At 60.6% G+C, this 15074-nt stretch carries 18 protein-coding genes; 10 read left to right on the top strand and 8 right to left on the bottom strand.

Features of this window, described 5'->3' with window-relative positions:
• Window positions 1-11: 11 nt before the first annotated feature.
• The 3 genes from aspS to N4A58_RS11015 all read left to right on the top strand — a co-directional run bounded on the left by aspS (window position 12) and on the right by N4A58_RS11015 (window position 4527).
• Window positions 12-1793 (top strand): aspartate--tRNA ligase, encoded by a 1782-nt coding sequence (aspS, locus tag N4A58_RS11025; protein ID WP_293709585.1) that lies wholly within the window; start codon window positions 12-14, stop codon window positions 1791-1793.
• 114 nt (window positions 1794-1907) lie between these two features.
• Window positions 1908-3299, top strand: coding sequence for a DUF1800 domain-containing protein (locus N4A58_RS11020; protein WP_293709583.1), 1392 nt, complete (start codon window positions 1908-1910; stop codon window positions 3297-3299).
• 4 nt (window positions 3300-3303) lie between these two features.
• Window positions 3304-4527, top strand: coding sequence for a DUF1501 domain-containing protein (locus N4A58_RS11015; protein ID WP_293709581.1), 1224 nt, complete (start codon window positions 3304-3306; stop codon window positions 4525-4527).
• Here the strand turns inward: N4A58_RS11015 and N4A58_RS11010 are convergent, their stop codons facing one another.
• Window positions 4528-5250, bottom strand: coding sequence for a response regulator (locus N4A58_RS11010; protein ID WP_293709579.1), 723 nt, complete (start codon window positions 5248-5250; stop codon window positions 4528-4530).
• A gap of 149 nt (window positions 5251-5399) precedes the next feature.
• Here N4A58_RS11010 and mce point away from each other — a divergent pair, with 149 nt between their 5' ends.
• Together mce and N4A58_RS11000 are read left to right on the top strand one after the other, a co-directional pair.
• The gene (mce, locus tag N4A58_RS11005; protein ID WP_072705042.1) at window positions 5400-5804 is read left to right on the top strand and encodes a methylmalonyl-CoA epimerase; all 405 of its coding nucleotides are present in this window, start codon (window positions 5400-5402) and stop codon (window positions 5802-5804) included.
• Window positions 5804-6097, top strand: coding sequence for a DUF1467 family protein (locus tag N4A58_RS11000; RefSeq protein WP_072705045.1), 294 nt, complete (start codon window positions 5804-5806; stop codon window positions 6095-6097). Before mce ends, N4A58_RS11000 begins: the two co-directional genes overlap by 1 nt.
• A gap of 15 nt (window positions 6098-6112) precedes the next feature.
• Here N4A58_RS11000 and N4A58_RS10995 read toward each other — a convergent pair whose 3' ends face one another.
• Genes N4A58_RS10995 through N4A58_RS10985 form a run of 3 tightly spaced genes read right to left on the bottom strand, consistent with a single transcriptional unit; the run spans window position 6113 to window position 8544 of the window.
• A complete protein-coding gene (locus N4A58_RS10995; protein WP_072705048.1) occupies window positions 6113-6805 on the bottom strand; it encodes an EI24 domain-containing protein in 693 nt (230 codons plus the stop codon).
• The gene (locus tag N4A58_RS10990) at window positions 6802-7380 is read right to left on the bottom strand and encodes a nitroreductase (RefSeq protein ID WP_293709577.1); all 579 of its coding nucleotides are present in this window, start codon (window positions 7378-7380) and stop codon (window positions 6802-6804) included. Before N4A58_RS10990 ends, N4A58_RS10995 begins: the two co-directional genes overlap by 4 nt.
• Before the next feature lie 51 nt (window positions 7381-7431).
• Window positions 7432-8544: a class II histone deacetylase gene (locus N4A58_RS10985; RefSeq protein ID WP_293709575.1), complete on the bottom strand. Its 1113-nt coding sequence runs from the start codon at window positions 8542-8544 to the stop codon at window positions 7432-7434.
• Window positions 8545-8609: 65 nt separating this feature from the next.
• Between N4A58_RS10985 and N4A58_RS10980 the strand changes: the two genes are divergently transcribed.
• A complete protein-coding gene (locus N4A58_RS10980) occupies window positions 8610-8864 on the top strand; it encodes a DUF167 domain-containing protein (protein ID WP_293709573.1) in 255 nt (84 codons plus the stop codon).
• Here N4A58_RS10980 and N4A58_RS10975 read toward each other — a convergent pair whose 3' ends face one another.
• Window positions 8865-9104, bottom strand: coding sequence for a hypothetical protein (locus N4A58_RS10975; RefSeq protein WP_072705059.1), 240 nt, complete (start codon window positions 9102-9104; stop codon window positions 8865-8867). It abuts the gene before it with no gap.
• 351 nt (window positions 9105-9455) lie between these two features.
• On the opposite strand from N4A58_RS10975, the gene N4A58_RS10970 reads away from it, so the two are divergent.
• The 3 genes from N4A58_RS10970 to N4A58_RS10960 all read left to right on the top strand — a co-directional run bounded on the left by N4A58_RS10970 (window position 9456) and on the right by N4A58_RS10960 (window position 10829).
• Window positions 9456-10115: a M48 family metallopeptidase gene (locus N4A58_RS10970; RefSeq protein WP_293709570.1), complete on the top strand. Its 660-nt coding sequence runs from the start codon at window positions 9456-9458 to the stop codon at window positions 10113-10115.
• Window positions 10116-10184: 69 nt separating this feature from the next.
• On the top strand, window positions 10185-10439 hold the full coding sequence (locus N4A58_RS10965; protein WP_072705065.1) for a DUF6455 family protein: 255 nt from the start codon (window positions 10185-10187) through the stop codon (window positions 10437-10439).
• 33 nt (window positions 10440-10472) lie between these two features.
• Window positions 10473-10829, top strand: a complete 357-nt coding sequence (locus tag N4A58_RS10960) for a YigZ family protein (protein ID WP_293709568.1) — start codon at window positions 10473-10475, stop codon at window positions 10827-10829.
• 60 nt (window positions 10830-10889) lie between these two features.
• On the opposite strand, the gene N4A58_RS10955 is transcribed toward N4A58_RS10960, so the two are convergent.
• From N4A58_RS10955 to N4A58_RS10945, 3 genes are all read right to left on the bottom strand, one after another.
• The gene (locus N4A58_RS10955; RefSeq protein WP_293709566.1) at window positions 10890-11477 is read right to left on the bottom strand and encodes a hypothetical protein; all 588 of its coding nucleotides are present in this window, start codon (window positions 11475-11477) and stop codon (window positions 10890-10892) included.
• A 332-nt stretch (window positions 11478-11809) separates the two neighbouring features.
• The gene (rimO, locus tag N4A58_RS10950; RefSeq protein ID WP_293709531.1) at window positions 11810-13186 is read right to left on the bottom strand and encodes a 30S ribosomal protein S12 methylthiotransferase RimO; all 1377 of its coding nucleotides are present in this window, start codon (window positions 13184-13186) and stop codon (window positions 11810-11812) included.
• Window positions 13187-13329: 143 nt separating this feature from the next.
• On the bottom strand, window positions 13330-13923 hold the full coding sequence (locus N4A58_RS10945; protein WP_293709529.1) for a GcrA family cell cycle regulator: 594 nt from the start codon (window positions 13921-13923) through the stop codon (window positions 13330-13332).
• Between the two features lie 125 nt (window positions 13924-14048).
• Here N4A58_RS10945 and N4A58_RS10940 point away from each other — a divergent pair, with 125 nt between their 5' ends.
• On the top strand, window positions 14049-14852 hold the full coding sequence (locus N4A58_RS10940; RefSeq protein ID WP_293709527.1) for an ABC transporter permease: 804 nt from the start codon (window positions 14049-14051) through the stop codon (window positions 14850-14852).
• Window positions 14853-15074 lie beyond the last annotated feature (222 nt).

Here is a 15074-nt window from a genome sequence, read left to right as displayed (position 1 = left end):
CGGAGAGCCTGATGCACACCTATCGCAGCCACACCTGCGCTGACCTGAACAAAGACAACGTTGGTGAAACCGTCCGCCTGTCGGGCTGGGTGCACCGTGTCCGCGACCACGGCGGCATTCTGTTTATCGACCTGCGCGACCACTTTGGCGTGACACAGGTTTTGTGCGACCCCGACAGCCCTGTTTTCAAGGACGTCGAGAAGGTCCGGAGCGAATGGTGTATCCGCATCGACGGCAACGTCAAAGCGCGTGACCCCGAGCTGGTGAACCCCAAGATTCCGACTGGCGAAGTCGAAGTCTTTGTCCGTGACATCGAAGTTCTGGGCAAATCCGACGAGCTGCCCCTGATGGTGTTCGGTGATCAGGAGTATCCCGAGGAAACTCGCCTGCGGTACCGTTACCTCGACCTGCGCCGCGAGAAGCTGCAGCGCAACATGACCATGCGCTCTGATGTGGTGTCCTCGATCCGTCGCCGCATGTGGGACAAGGGCTTCCGCGAGTACCAGACCCCGATCATCACCGCATCGTCGCCCGAAGGCGCGCGCGACTTCCTAGTGCCGTCGCGTCTGCACCCCGGCAAGTTCTATGCGCTGCCGCAGGCCCCCCAGCAGTTCAAGCAGCTGATCATGGTGTCGGGCTTTGACAAGTATTTCCAGATCGCGCCCTGTTTCCGCGACGAGGATCCCCGCGCAGACCGTTCGCCCACCGACTTCTACCAGCTCGACATGGAAATGTCGTTCGTCACCCAGCAAGATGTGTTCGACACCATCTCGCCCGTGATCGCTGGCGTGTTCGAAGAGTTCGGCGGCGGCAAGAAAGTGGACGCCCCCGCCGAGTGGGCGCAGATCAGCTATCGTGATGCGGCCCTGTGGTACGGCACCGACAAGCCCGACCTGCGCAACCCGATCAAGATGCAGGTTGTGTCCGAGCACTTTGCCGGTTCCGGTTTCGCGATCTTTGCTAAGCTGCTGGAGCAGGAAGGCACCGAAATCCGTGCGATCCCCGCACCCACCGGCGGCAGCCGCAAGTTCTGTGACCGCATGAACGCGTTCGCCCAGAAAGAGGGTCTGCCCGGCATGGGCTATATCTTCTGGCGTGACGGCGCGGATGGCATGGAAGCGGCAGGTCCCTTGGCGAAGAATATCGGCCCCGAGCGCACTGAGGCGATCCGCCAGCAGCTGGGTCTGGGCGTCGGCGATGCGGCGTTTTTCCTTGGCGGCAAGCCCGCGTCGTTCCAGCGTGTGGCCGGCAAGGCGCGCGACGTGATCGGCGAAGAGCTGAACCTGACCGACAAGGACCGTTTCGCGTTCGCTTGGATCGTGGACTTCCCGATCTACGAGCAGGACGAAGAGACCGGCAAGATCGACTTTGAACACAACCCGTTCTCGATGCCGCAGGGCGGTATGGACGCGCTGAATGGCGATCCGCTGAAGGTGTTGGGCTTCCAGTACGATCTGGCATGTAACGGCTACGAGCTGGTGTCGGGCGCGATCCGGAACCACAAGCCCGAGATCATGTACAAAGCGTTCGAAATCGCCGGTTACGGTGCGGACGAGGTGAACAAGCGTTTCGGTGGTATGGTTAACGCGTTCAAATACGGCGCACCGCCCCACGGTGGCTGTGCTGCGGGCATCGACCGTATCGTGATGCTGCTGGCCGAAGAGCAGAACATCCGCGAGGTTATCATGTTCCCGATGAACCAGCGTGCAGAAGATCTGATGATGGATGCTCCGTCGGAGCCCACCGCAGAGCAGCTGATGGAGCTGAACCTGCGCGTTATTCCGCAAGAGTAAGCCGACCTCGGCACTATTGTGCCGAATTTGGAAACGTTCACGAGGCAGTGCGATGCGAATCGCGCTGCCTTTGTTCATTGTTGGAACAGTGAGTCCACTGCTTCGAGGTTCTGCATGGTGTTCGACCCTGCCTTGGCTGACATCCGTTTCGGAACGGGCGTGTCACCCCGCTTTGCGCGCCCAACCGGCGTTGAGGATATGTTGCGCCGCCTAACCGGTCCCGACCGCATGGCCGAGACATATCCGGTGCCGCGCTTTGACGGCGAAGCAGGCGAGGATATTCGCGAATTTCACCGCTTGTTGCAGGCCCGCAAAAAGGTACGTGGCACGGAGGCCGAGACTCCCGCGCGCCGTCAACTCAGCAAGCACCGCAAGAAGCTGCGCGCAGCCGAAATGCGGAGCGCCCGTCATATCCTGCTGCGCGGGATCATGTCCGAAGATGGTTTCCGCGAGCGGCTGGTGTGGTTCTGGACCGACCACTTCGCCACGGGGCCGCGCAGCCAATTGCATCGTGCGAGCATGGCATCCTATGTCGAGGATGCGATCCGGTCCCATGTGGCGGGGCGCTTTGCCGATATGCTGTGGGCGGCAGAGACCCATCCGATCATGCAGGTCTATCTGGACCAGCAAAAGAATTATGGCCCGAACAGCGTCGCCGCGCAGAAGTCCAAGCGCAAGATCGGTCTGAACGAAAACCTTGGCCGTGAAATGCTTGAGCTGCACACGCTGGGCGTGGGCGGCGGGTATACGCAGGCGGATGTGACTGCTCTGGCCGGGCTGCTGACGGGCCTGAAGGTCGAGAAGAACACCCGTGCTGTGTTCAAGCCGAATGCCGCCGAGCCGGGGCCATTCATGATCCTCGGGCAGTATTGGGGCGGCGCACCGGGGGATCGCGAGCGCGACCTGCGAGAGTTTGTCGAGGCGCTGTCCGTGAACCCCGTCACCCTGCGCCATCTGGCGTACAAGCTGGCGGTTTATTTCGTGGCGGATGCGCCGGACGAAGGCTTGGTCGAACATATGGCCGCAGCGATGATTGGGGCGAACGGGGATCTGGTGGCGGGCTACCGCGCGATGCTAGAGCATCCGGCCTCTTGGGCGCCCGCGCCGTCGAACGTAAAGCCGCCGATTGATTTCATGGTCTCGGCCTGCCGCGCACTGGATATTCATCCGGCGATGCTGGAGCGGATGAATGACAGCAACACCAAGGCGCGGTTCCTCGTGCCGATGTCCTTGATGGGGCAGCCTTGGTTCGATCCGAATGGGCCCGATGGTCTGCCCGAAGCGGACTATCGCTGGGTCAGCCCCCAAGGTTTGGCAGAGCGTATTCAATGGTCGATGACTGCGCCTCAGGCCCTGACGACCAAGCTGCCGGACCCGCGCAGTTTCGTCGAGACCGCACTGGCGGGACGTGCGCCCGAGCCGGTGAAATTTGCAGCCAAAGCAGCAGAAACCGATTGGGAAGGCATTGGGCTCATCCTGTCCTCGCCCGCGTTCCAGAGGAGATAAGGCGATGAAAAGACGTGATTTCCTGATCCGGTCCACGCTGCTGGGCTGTTCTGCGGCGGCCTCGCCTTTCATGACGCCGGTGGCCTTGGCCTCGGCGACTTGGGATGCGCGGCTGGTGGTGATTATTCTACGCGGCGCGATGGATGGTTTGGACATGGTGCGGCCCTATGGTGACCCCGATTATGCGGGCCTGCGCGGCGGGTTGACGGGCGGCGGCGTGGGCGAAGCCGACTTGAATGGCTTTTTTGCGCTGCACCCGTCGATGGAGCCGTTGCGCCCGTTGTGGCAGCAGGGGGCCTTGGGCTTTGCCCATGCGGTCAGCACGCCCTATCGCGATCAGCGCAGCCACTTTGACGGGCAGGACCTGCTGGAGGCGGGGACCGTGGGGCTGGACACAGGCAGGTCGCGGGACGGCTGGCTGAATCGGCTGCTGCAGAGCGTGCCGGGGGTGAGTGGCGAGACGTCCTTTGCCTTGGGGCGTGACCAGATGCTGCTGATGCGGGGCGATGCGCCGGTGAGTACGTGGGCGCCCGAGTCGGATCTGAACCTGAGCCCGCAGGCACGGCTCTTGCTGGAGATGGTCAGCCATGATGATCCGCTGTTCAGCGGGGCAGTTACGGATGCAGTGCAGATTGCGGAAAGTTTGGGGCTGATTGACGTGCCTGAAACCGCGCTGGACGCGCAGGACATGGTGACCCAGCGGATGAAGGATAACCGCAAGCAGGCGGCCAACGGGCATGTGCTGCTGGCCGATTTCGCGGCGGCGCGGTTGAAGGAAGAAGCGCGGATCGCGGCCTTTTCCTTGAACGGCTGGGATACGCACAAGGGGCAGAAGAACGCGATCAACCGCGCGGGCACGCAATTGGCCGAGGTGATTGGCGGTCTGCATGACAATCTGGGCCCTGACATCTGGGGTAAGACGGTTGTGCTGGCGATGACCGAGTTCGGGCGGACGGCGCGGCTGAATGGCTCTGCCGGAACGGACCACGGGACGGGCAGCGCGATGGTCATGGCGGGCGGTGCTCTGCGCGGTGGTCAGGTCTGGGCCGATTGGCCGGGGCTGGGGGATGCTGACTTGTATGCGCGTCGCGACCTGATGCCGACCCGCGATGTGCGCGCCCACGCGGCGTGGACGCTGCGGTCGCTGTTTGGAATCGAACAGAGTGTGCTCGAGACCAAGGTGTTCCCCGGTCTCGACATGGGCGGTGATCCGCGGCTGGTGCTGTAATCAGGCGACAGCCAGCGCATTCATCCGCTGTTGCAGGAGGGCGGCCAGATTGGCGCGCGCTGGAGCCGCGGGTTGGCCGCCTTGGATCGCTTGGGACAGCGACTCGACCGCATCCATCACTGGTGTGTCATCGGCGCTGATCGCGACACCTCGTAGGAACTGCAACGCATACCCGAGCTTGGAGCAGGTTTGATCGCGATCCTCGTCCAGCATGTGCACCACATGGCTGAGGTCATCGTAATAGGCCAAGCGGTCAGGGTTGATCCGCTCTTCGTTGATCATGCGCGGTCCTGTGGGGTGCCGGTTCACGGGCAGGAAGGACAGAATCGTCTCCTGAAACACTGACAGGGATTGCAGCGGTTTGGGGATAAAGGCATTGGCACCGGCTTGGAGCGCGGGGGCCTCGAGCCCTTGGTCGCCGGAAATCGCGATCAGGACGGGTGGGCGCATGGCGGTGTCCGTCAGTTCAGAGATCAGGTCGCAGCCATTGCCGTCGGGCAGGCCAAGATCCACCATCAGGCAGTCGGGACGATAGATGCTGAGGTGGCGGCGGGCCGAGCGCAGGGAATCAGCGCGGCGGATGCGCGCACCAGAGCGCATACACATCAGGCGCAGGGCCTCGCAGGTGAAGCGGCTGTCCTCGACCAGTAGCAGGCTGAGGCCGGTCAGGGGGCGCGCAGGGGTGGGGCGGGTCATTCGGTAGGTCAGGTCATCGTCGTTCATCGGGCTTCTCCTCGACTCGGGCGGGTCTGGGTCAGAATAGCGAGCGCATGGATAACGCATGGTTAATGGCCTGCGACCTTGGCGGCGCTTGCAATGTGCTGCGCTGCGGCGCGATAACTACCCGCGACCCAACAGGAGGAGACGACAGTATGATCGGACGTTTGAACCACGTCGCTATTGCAGTGCCGGATTTGCAGGCCGCCGCAGACCAGTACCGGAATGCCTTGGGGGCCAAGGTTGGCGCCCCCCAAGACGAGCCCGACCACGGCGTGACCGTGATCTTTATCGAATTGCCGAACACCAAGATCGAACTACTCTACCCGCTGGGCGACGATAGCCCGATCAACGGCTTCTTGGAAAAGAACCCCTCTGGCGGCATTCACCATGTCTGTTATGAGGTGGACGATATTATCGCAGCCCGCGATCACCTGAAAGAAACCGGCGCACGGGTTCTGGGTTCTGGCGAGCCCAAGATCGGCGCCCACGGCAAGCCCGTACTGTTCTTGCACCCCAAGGACTTTAACGGCTGCCTCGTGGAATTGGAGCAAGTCTGATGACAATCACCGCCGCCATCGTTCTATACGCGGTATGCTGGTTCATGACCCTGTTTGTCGTTCTGCCGCTGAATTTGCGGACCCAAGGCGACGAAGGCGAGGTTGTGCCCGGAACGCCGGCTGGCGCCCCTGCGGACTTTCGCCCCAAGCGCGTGGCTTTGATCACGACGATCTGGGGCACGTCGATTTGGGCGATTCTGGCAGCGGTGATTATCTTTGGTGGGCTGTCGATCCGGGATCTGGATCCGTGGAAGAGTGTGCGCCCGCAGCCGATCTTGACAGATCAGCAATAAAGCGGTCTGCCGCGGTCAGCGCGGCAGACGATGGTACAGGTGGGTGAACATCGCGCAGCCCACCACTGGAACCAGTAGGTTCACCAGCGGGATCGACAGGGGCAGGGCCATCAGTCCGCCCGCGATCCACAGGGTCAGGGCATTGCGGCGACGCTGCTTTTTGACACCCGCGCGGTCGGTGCGTCGGATCGCGACCATCTGGAAATATTCCCGCGCCAGCAAGAAGCCGTTCAGGGCCCAGAAGATCAGTGGCGCAAAGGGCGCAAAAATCAGATAGAGCACCAGCGCCAGCAGGTTCGCGACCACGATCACGCCGAGAAAGCGGAACGAGTCGGTGATGTTGGTCGCCAGAGAGATCCGCTTGGCGGCAGGCAGGCCGGTGTAGTGCTTGTCCTCGACCGCGTCGGCGACATCGTCCAGAAAGATGCCGGTCATTGCCGAGGCTACGGGCACCATCAGGAAGGTCGAGAGTAGGAGCATCAGCGGGATCGAGCCCCACGACACCACGTTGTCGACCCATGTGACCTCGCCAATAAACGGCAGCGTCACCGAGTCCCCCAGCAGCCAGCCGACGATCCACATGACGATGGCGTAGATGCCCGCCAGTAGGGCGATGGCAAGGCCGATCCCCTTGAGGAGGACCGACCGGAAGCGCGGATCGCTTAGCTGTGCGAGGCTCAGCGACAGGGCCTTGAGGATCTGGGTCATTCAGCAACCCAAGTGGTGATCTGGTCAAGATCAGGGCGCGGGCGGTCCGGCGTGGTTGCCGAGGGCGTACCAAGGTGAATGATCCCCGCGACCGTTTCGTCTGCGGTCAGGCCGAACACCTCTTCGCGGAACTGTTTGTCGTGGCTGAACCAGTTGGACACCCAGTTCGCGCCAAAGCCCATGGCCATCGCAGCGTTCACCAGCGACAGGCAGACAGCGCCTGCCGAATAGGTCTGCTCGATCGCGGGGACCTTGTCGCTTTCTTTGGTGTTCTGGACCACAACCACCGCGAGGGGGCTGTTGCCGTAAACGCCGACGGGTTTGTCGATCTTGGCTTGCTCGATCCCCAGTTCGGGGCCGCGCTTTGCGATGGCTTGGGCCACACGCTCCAGCGCGGGCTTTTCCAGCACGACAAAGCGCCAGGGCTCTAGCTTGCCGTGGTCGGGGCTGCGCGCGGCGGCGGTCAGGATGGTGGTCAGCTCTTCGCGAGTGGGCGCGGGGGCCTTGAGCGCGGGGATCGGCGTGCTGCGTCGGGATAGCAGGAAATCGAGGGCGGCTTGGTTCTTTTCGGTCATGTTAACGTCCTAAACTTGTCAGGGTCTATGTCGGCAAGGTCGCGCAGCAGTTCAACCCTGAGGCAGCACATGCGCGGCGATATCGTTGATTTCCGCCTCGACCATGGCGTCATGACGGGGGCCGGGCTGGCGCGCGTCATAGGTTTCGCCCAAGGGGTCGGGAACGGTGATTGTGCTGCCTGACATCTCCTCTAGGACCGCGTGGCCGCAGAAGGGGACGTAGAATTCCGAGTAGCCGCCTTCGTGGGCCATGACGAGGCGGCCCTCGCAATGTTCCTCGGCGGCTTCCATCAGGCCGCGGGTCATTTGGCGATAGGTCTCGGCGGTACACATCATGCGCGAGAGGGGGTCCACGATGGCCGCGTCAAACCCGCAGGCGACGATGATTACGTCAGGGCGGAAATCATCCAGGGCGGGGCGGACGATCTGCTCGAACGCATAGAGATACCCGTGGTGGCCAGTGCCCGGGGGCAAGGGGATGTTGATGTTGAAGCCTTCGCCCGGGCCTGCGCCGCGATCGGTATAGGCGCCGGTGTCCTCGGGGTAGTTGCGGTCTTGGTGCAGGCTGATGGTCAGGACATCAGGGCGGTCGTAAAAGATCGCCTCAGTCCCGTTGCCGTGGTGCACGTCCCAGTCGATGATGGCCACGCGGCCCGCCAAACCTTCGGCCATGGCGCACTCGGCTGCGATGGCCACGTTGGCCAAGATGCAGAAGCCGTTGGGATGGTCTGGCAGGGCGTGGTGGCCCGGCGGGCGGGACAGCGCATAAGCATTGGCGGTTTGGCCCGTCAGGACCGAGAACAGCGCCCCTTTGACGAGGCCTGCGCTTTGGGCGCAGATTTCAAAACCGCCGGGACCAAAGGGGGCCTGATCCCCAATCTCGCCGCCGCCGCTGTCGGACAGGCGCTTGAATTCCTGCAGGAAATGTTCGGGGTGGACTTGCCGCATGTCGGACCATGTGACCGGATCGGCACCGGACATCCGTAGCTCTTTGGACAGGCCAGAGCGGTCGATCAGGTTTTTCAGGCGGCGTTTTGTTTCGGGCGCTTCGGGCAAACCACCAGCGACAAGGGGCTGTACCCAGCCGCCGACCGGATGGGTAAAGGCATAGTGCCCGCCCCCGTGCCAGAAACATGCTTCGTCCCAGAAAAATCCTGTCGCCATCGGTCTAACCCCTGAAAATTTCGGTCAGACTAGGCGTGGGCGCTGCAGAGTGCTAGAGGGCAAATATGGCTGATCCCGACCTGACCCATCTGGCCCAAGTGGGCACCGAAATCCCTGTGCGTGTGACGCCCAAGGCATCGCGCAACACGATCAAATCCGAAGATGGCGCATTGCGAGTCTACGTGACCACCGTGCCAGAAGACGGCAAGGCGAATGCCGCTGTGGTGAAGCTGCTCTCCAAAGCGGTTGGCGTACCGAAGTCGCGACTGGAGCTGGTAAGAGGGCATACCAGTCGAGACAAGGTGTTTCGCGTCCTGTGATCAGGCCTCGGCCCGGCGCAACGTATAGACCCCTTCGGGTAGGTCGAGCGCGGCACCAAGGTCGCGCAGTTGGCTCAGGCTAAAGGTGACTTTCATCACCTGATCGGTTCGCTGGTCATATTGTTCTAGTGTGACGCAATCCTCGAAGGCGTTGATGGTTACGTCCTCGGCCAGGGGGGAGGGGCCCTCGTCGACCAAGGTTACAACAGTCGCGTCAAACTCGTGCTCAATCGAAAACATGAGGTAATGCTATCCAGCATGTGGCAGCAATCAAGTCTTCCATGACATTTAGATGAACAGTTCTTGGGCAGAACAGGATGCAAATTGATGCAAATCTGCTCAAGTGTTTGGCAAAACGAGGAAAATTCACCTTTGCAAAAGCGCATAAGCGCCATGCTGCGGCTGCGATGCAACTATCTGCTCTAAAGATGCATTTTGCGTTAATTTTCCATTCGTGCGGAAATCTACCCAGAAGTATCGGTAAGATTAAACGCGCTGGAACAAACGCTTCGGCCACGCCATTCTTTCACTGACATGAGACATTTTATTTTGATTGCTGCACTGGCCCTGTTGGCTGGATGCGCTGTACCAATGGCCCAGATGCCGCCCCCCGCGAGCGGCGTCTCGACCGTGAGCCCCGAAATTTCGGCCCGTGCCGATCTGGTCGCCAACCGATTCGTTCGGGTGGTGAATCAGGTCGAACCCGTCGCGGAATCGATCTGCCGCGAGGAAACGGAGCGTTTGCTCTGTGATTTTCACATCATGGTCGATGCCGATCCCGATGCGCCTGCGAACGCCTATCAGACGCAGGATCGCTGGGGTCGTCCAATCATCATCTTTACCGTGGCGCTGATTGCCGATGCCCAGAACGAAGATGAGCTGGCTTTCGTGCTGGGACACGAAGCGTCGCACCACTTGCTGGGGCACATCAAGAAAAGCTCCGAGGGGGCCAAGGCTGGTGCTGTGATCTTTGGAAATCTGGCCAGTGCCAGTGGGTTGCAGGATCAAGCGCTGGAAGAGGCGGTCAATTTGGGCGCGATGGTCGGGTCCCGCTATTACGCGAAACGTTACGAGCTAGAGGCAGACCGCTTGGGCACGCTGATCACTGTCGAGGCGGGCTACAACCCCATCCGTGGTGCGCAGTTCTTTACCCGCATTCCCGACCCCGGTGACCGGTTCTTGGGGTCGCACCCGCCGAATGCTCAGCGCCTTCAGGTTGTGCGGGAAACCGCTGCGGCTGTGGGTTATTGATCTGTGTCAACGTAGGCAGGGGCAACTAATGGTGCACTTCGGTTAAACCACATGGACCGGAGGCCCAAAATGTCTGTTTCTGAACGCTACGACCACCACGCCAAACTGGTTGCCAATATGGCTGATACGTTGGGTGTGGACCTACTAGAGCGCATGCAGCGCGGTGAACTGGATGGTGAAGATCTGCGCCAGATGGTTCACAAGTGCACCGGATGCACCAGCCCCTGCGATTGCGCGAATTGGCTGGATGCGAATGCCCAAGGTTCCGAAGTCGCGCCAAGCTACTGCCGGAACGCTGACACCTTTGAGCAGATGAAGGGCTAGGGTTTCGGTGCCCTGCCTGCTAAAGGCAAGGGTATGAACAAACTGGAAAATGTTGTCTCTGATCGTGGGTCGAAATACGCGGTCACGGGTGGGCCTGCCCGCAACAAGGCCGAAGCCGACGCGCTGCTCAAGGAGCTGAAGCGCGACAAGAAGTACGCGAAGGCGACCCACAACACGTGGGCGCTTTTGCCGTCTGACGGCGAACCTCTGAAAAATGATGATGGCGAGAGCGGCGCGGGAATGGTGATCCTGCGGATGCTAGAGCGTGATGACATCCGCGACACGGTGATCGTGGTCACGCGCTGGTATGGTGGCAAGCATCTGGGGGGCGACAGGTTCCGCCACGTCCAAACCTGCGTGCGGGAATGGATCGACGCCTACGCAGGGTAACAATGCCCCAAGGCGACCCGGTGGGGGCCGGATCGCCAGAGAGCAAGCTTGCGCTGCAGCTTACGCCAGCTTGCGCTTTTTCCGGCGGGAGGCGAGGCCCCCCAGCAGCATCAGACCAGCCGCCGCCATGGGCAGCGCCGTAGGGACGGGGATCGGAGCCAGAGCGCCTTCGCCAAAGATCAGAGCCTTGGCTTTACCAAATTTGTCATCAATCGCATCGATGTAGAACGCAAAGCTGTCGGACGGCGATACGGTGAATTCGTAGAAACCGCTCTGCGCACCGTCATCGTTGTTGTCGGTCAGTTGAATTTCGGTGCCGTTCAAGATCAGACCAAACGGGTCGAACGAGGGGCCACGATTGTCAAAGCTGTTGTAGACCCAAGTGGTCGAGAACTTCACGATGCCTTCAAAACCGGTAAAAGACAGCGAGGTCACTGTGTTCGTACCACTGTTTTTGGTGGACCCCATCAGCTTATAATAGAAGTCGAAGGCGGGCATGGTGTGGGTCTTGTCGATGAAGGTACCATTGCCACCACCGTCGTCGAACGTACCGGTCGAGCCAAACGGACCATCGAAATCAACGGTGCCCGCCTGCGCGCCGGTTGCCAGAAGAAGGCACATTCCAGCAGCACTCAGAAACTTTAGCATAATTAAATCCTCAAATTGGAACGCCCCGTACATTTCAGGACCAATTTATTGTGCCATCAATTCCCGTCACGTCTTTACGGAATTTAAAGATTTTACGAAAAATTATCTGGCAGGCGTTCTCGCGGTATTTGGGATGAATTCACGTGTTTGAAAAGAAACAGGAAATCTTCGAACTTTTGAGCAAAAGTATGATCTCTGTTTGAAGTTATGTTTGTCTCCGTTGTGGCAACAATCGGGCGTTTCTATCAATTACGCAGAAACTAACGGGTAAAATGAAAAAACGGCACCGAAGCGCCGCCTTTCCGTGATTCACCGATGGGGGTAAGTGCCTCTCAGACAGAGAGTTTTCCCCAAAGATCGTAGTCACCGGCCTCGTCGATCTCGACTTTGACGATGTCTCCAACTGACAGATCGCCTGTGCCTTCGTCGATGAAGAGGTTGCCGTCGATTTCAGGTGCATCCGCCCAAGTGCGGCAGGATGCGATGCCATCTTCGTCGATATCGTCAACAATCGCTTCCAGCGTTTTTCCAACCTTGGCCGCCAGCTTGGCCTCGGAAATGGCCTGCGCTTTTTCCATGAAGCGTTCCCAACGGTCCTGTTTGATTTCGTCCGGCACGTGGTCAGGCAATTCGTTCGAGCGCGCGCCATCCACGTTCTCGTACTGGAAGCAGCCGACGCGATCCAATTGTGCTTCGTCTAACCAATCCAACAGCGTTTGGAACTCTGCTTCGGTTTCGCCAGGGTAGCCGACGATAAAGGTCGAGCGCAGGGTGATGTCGGGGCATACATCGCGCCAAGCGTTGATCTCGTCCAGCGTTTTGGTGGCTGCGGCAGGGCGCGCCATCCGCTTGAGCGTGTCGGGGTGCGCGTGCTGGAAGGGGATGTCCAGATAGGGCAGGATCAGCCCGTCAGCCATCAGCGGGATCAGGTTGCGCACATGGGGGTAGGGGTAGACGTAGTGCAGTCGGACCCACGCGCCCAAGGACCCCAGATCGCGCGCCAGATCGGTGATGTGTGCTCGGTGGCCGCGGTCCTCGGCGTGTTTGATATCGACACCATAGGCGCTGGTGTCTTGGCTGATCACCAGCAGTTCCTTGACGCCATTCTCGACCAGCTTTTCCGCCTCTCGGACGATGGCATGGGCAGGGCGGCTGACTAAGCGACCGCGCATGTCGGGAATGATGCAGAATTTGCACTTGTGGTTACAGCCCTCGGAAATCTTGAGGTAGCTGTAGTGGCGGGGCGTCAGGCTGACCCCGCTGGCAGGCAGCAGGTCGATGAACGGATCGGGGCTTGGCGGTACTGCCCCGTGGACAGCATCTAGCACCTGCTCGTATTGGTGAGGGCCGGTGACGGCTAGAACCTTGGGGTGGTGGCCGGTGATGTATTCAGGTTCTGCCCCCAGACAGCCGGTCACGATCACGCGGCCGTTTTCGTTCAACGCCTCGCCGATCGCTTCTAAGGACTCCGCCTTGGCCGAATCCAGAAACCCGCAGGTGTTGACGATCACCGCATCCGCGCCGGAATAGTCGGGGCTAATCGCATAACCCTCGGCCCGCAGACGGGTCAGAATGCGCTCACTGTCCACTAGGGCCTTGGGACAGCCCAAGGACACCATACCGATGGTCGGCTGGCCGGGGCGGGCCTCGTCGCGGATCTGCGCGCGGGGGGCAATGTCAGGTCGCAGGTTCGGGGGGTTCTGGCTCATGGTTGGTCCACCGGCTAGCGGCCACAAGGCATCACGACCTTGCAACCAAAAACGACGAAAGGGGCCTGATCCAGCCCCCTGCTTCTTTTTGCTCTAAATACTCATAAACACGCCGCCACCCACAGGACACCGACGCGCAATGATCAGCGGCGACGGTCCCGCTTGTTGTTCACAGGCTGGAACGCCACGCCCACATGGGCCTCGCAGTAGGGTTTGCCCTGCTGCACGGGGTGGCCGCAGAACCAGAAGTCCGGAGTCGCCGGATCGCCCACAGGCCATTTGCAGGTCCGCTCGGTCAGTTCCATCAGCGACAGCTTCTTCGCCTTCTTCTCGACTTCGCTTACCTTGGCCAGTGCCTCGGCGGGGATCTCGTTGGCCGAAGGCTGCGGGGGCAGGGGCTGGCCAGCGGGGATGATCGCCTTGCGGGCAGGGGTGGTCACCGGCACAGGGCGCGGTTCGGGCGCAGGCGCGGCTGCCGCAGGGGCGGGCTCGGGCTTGGGCGCGGGTTTGGGCTTGGCTTCCGCCTTGGGCTTGGGCGCAGGCTTGGGCTCTGCTGCCGCAGCAGGCGCCGACGCGGCAGAGGTGCCTGCGTTGCGGTTCGACAGACCCAGGCGGTGCACCTTGCCGATCACCGCGTTACGGGTCACGCCACCAAGCTCCTTGGCGATCTGGCTTGCCGATTGGCCTTCGCCCCACATCTTTTTCAGAAGCTCAACGCGTTCGTCGGTCCAGGACATACAGCTTTCCTTGATGGTCACAGGCGTCCGGAGGGGGACAGCCTTATAGAATTTGGTCGAGGCCCTATTCTAATCATCCCGTGGCGCGTTACAAGGCACGCAAAGCATTCTAGGGAATTCGGACGATGTCACACATGAACGATATGGGCGAAAGACGCTTCGGACGCGTGAACTGGCTGGGCCTGATGACGCTGGCCGAACGCGAATGCCGCCGCTTTCTGGCGGTCTGGAACCAGACTCTGGCCGCGCCCATCGTCACCGCAGGCCTATTTCTAACGATTTTTGCGATCGCAATTGGCCCAACCCGTGGCGACGTTATGGGCGTTCCCTTTGTGAACTTCATCGCGCCGGGCATCCTGATGATGACAGTGATCCAGAACGCCTTTGCCAATGTGTCCTCCTCTATCGTGAGTGCAAAAGTGCAGGGCAACATCGTAGACACCCTGATGCCGCCCCTCTCGGCGGGTGAAATGGTGCTGGGATATCTGGCGGGCGGGATCGTACGCGGCGTGCTGGTGGCTATCGTGATCGCCCTAGCGATTCTCTTGTTCCTCGGAACTGGCCTCAAACACCCGTTCGTCGCGCTGGCATTTATCATCGTAGGCTCGGCCTTCATGGGCGGTTTGGGTATGGTCGCAGCGGTCTACGCGCAGAAGTTTGATCAAATTGCCGCGATCACAAACTTCGTCGTCACGCCGCTCGCCTTCCTGTCGGGCACCTTCTACTCGGTCGAGGCCATGCCCGTCGGCCTCTACCAAATCACCCACCTGAATCCGATTTTCTATTTTATCGACGGGGTGCGCTGGTCCGTGCTCGGTGTGTCGGACAGCAATCCGGTCTTTGGCTTCTTCTTTGGCCTGATCGCGGCGATCGCGGTAAACATGCTGGCATGGTGGATGTTCCGCACAGGCTACCGCCTCAAAGCCTGAACGAATCTTCTTTATTTTTGCCCTGCGCCACGCTATGCGCAGGGCATGATGACCCAAACGATCACTCGTGCTGCAACAGCCCTGCGACGTCGACGCGCCTACTTCGCGTAACGACAGCTGTCATCTTGTGCTTTTCTCGCACGCCTCTTTTTGCAAAATACCCGTAATCGTTGACTTGAGCGGCCTGTCAGGCCACCAAAGCCTTCATCCACAAGGAAGAAT

Source organism: Donghicola sp. (assembly GCF_025210255.1).
GTDB lineage: Bacteria > Pseudomonadota > Alphaproteobacteria > Rhodobacterales > Rhodobacteraceae > Donghicola > Donghicola eburneus.
This window is presented reverse-complemented; position numbering and strand designations above follow the sequence as displayed.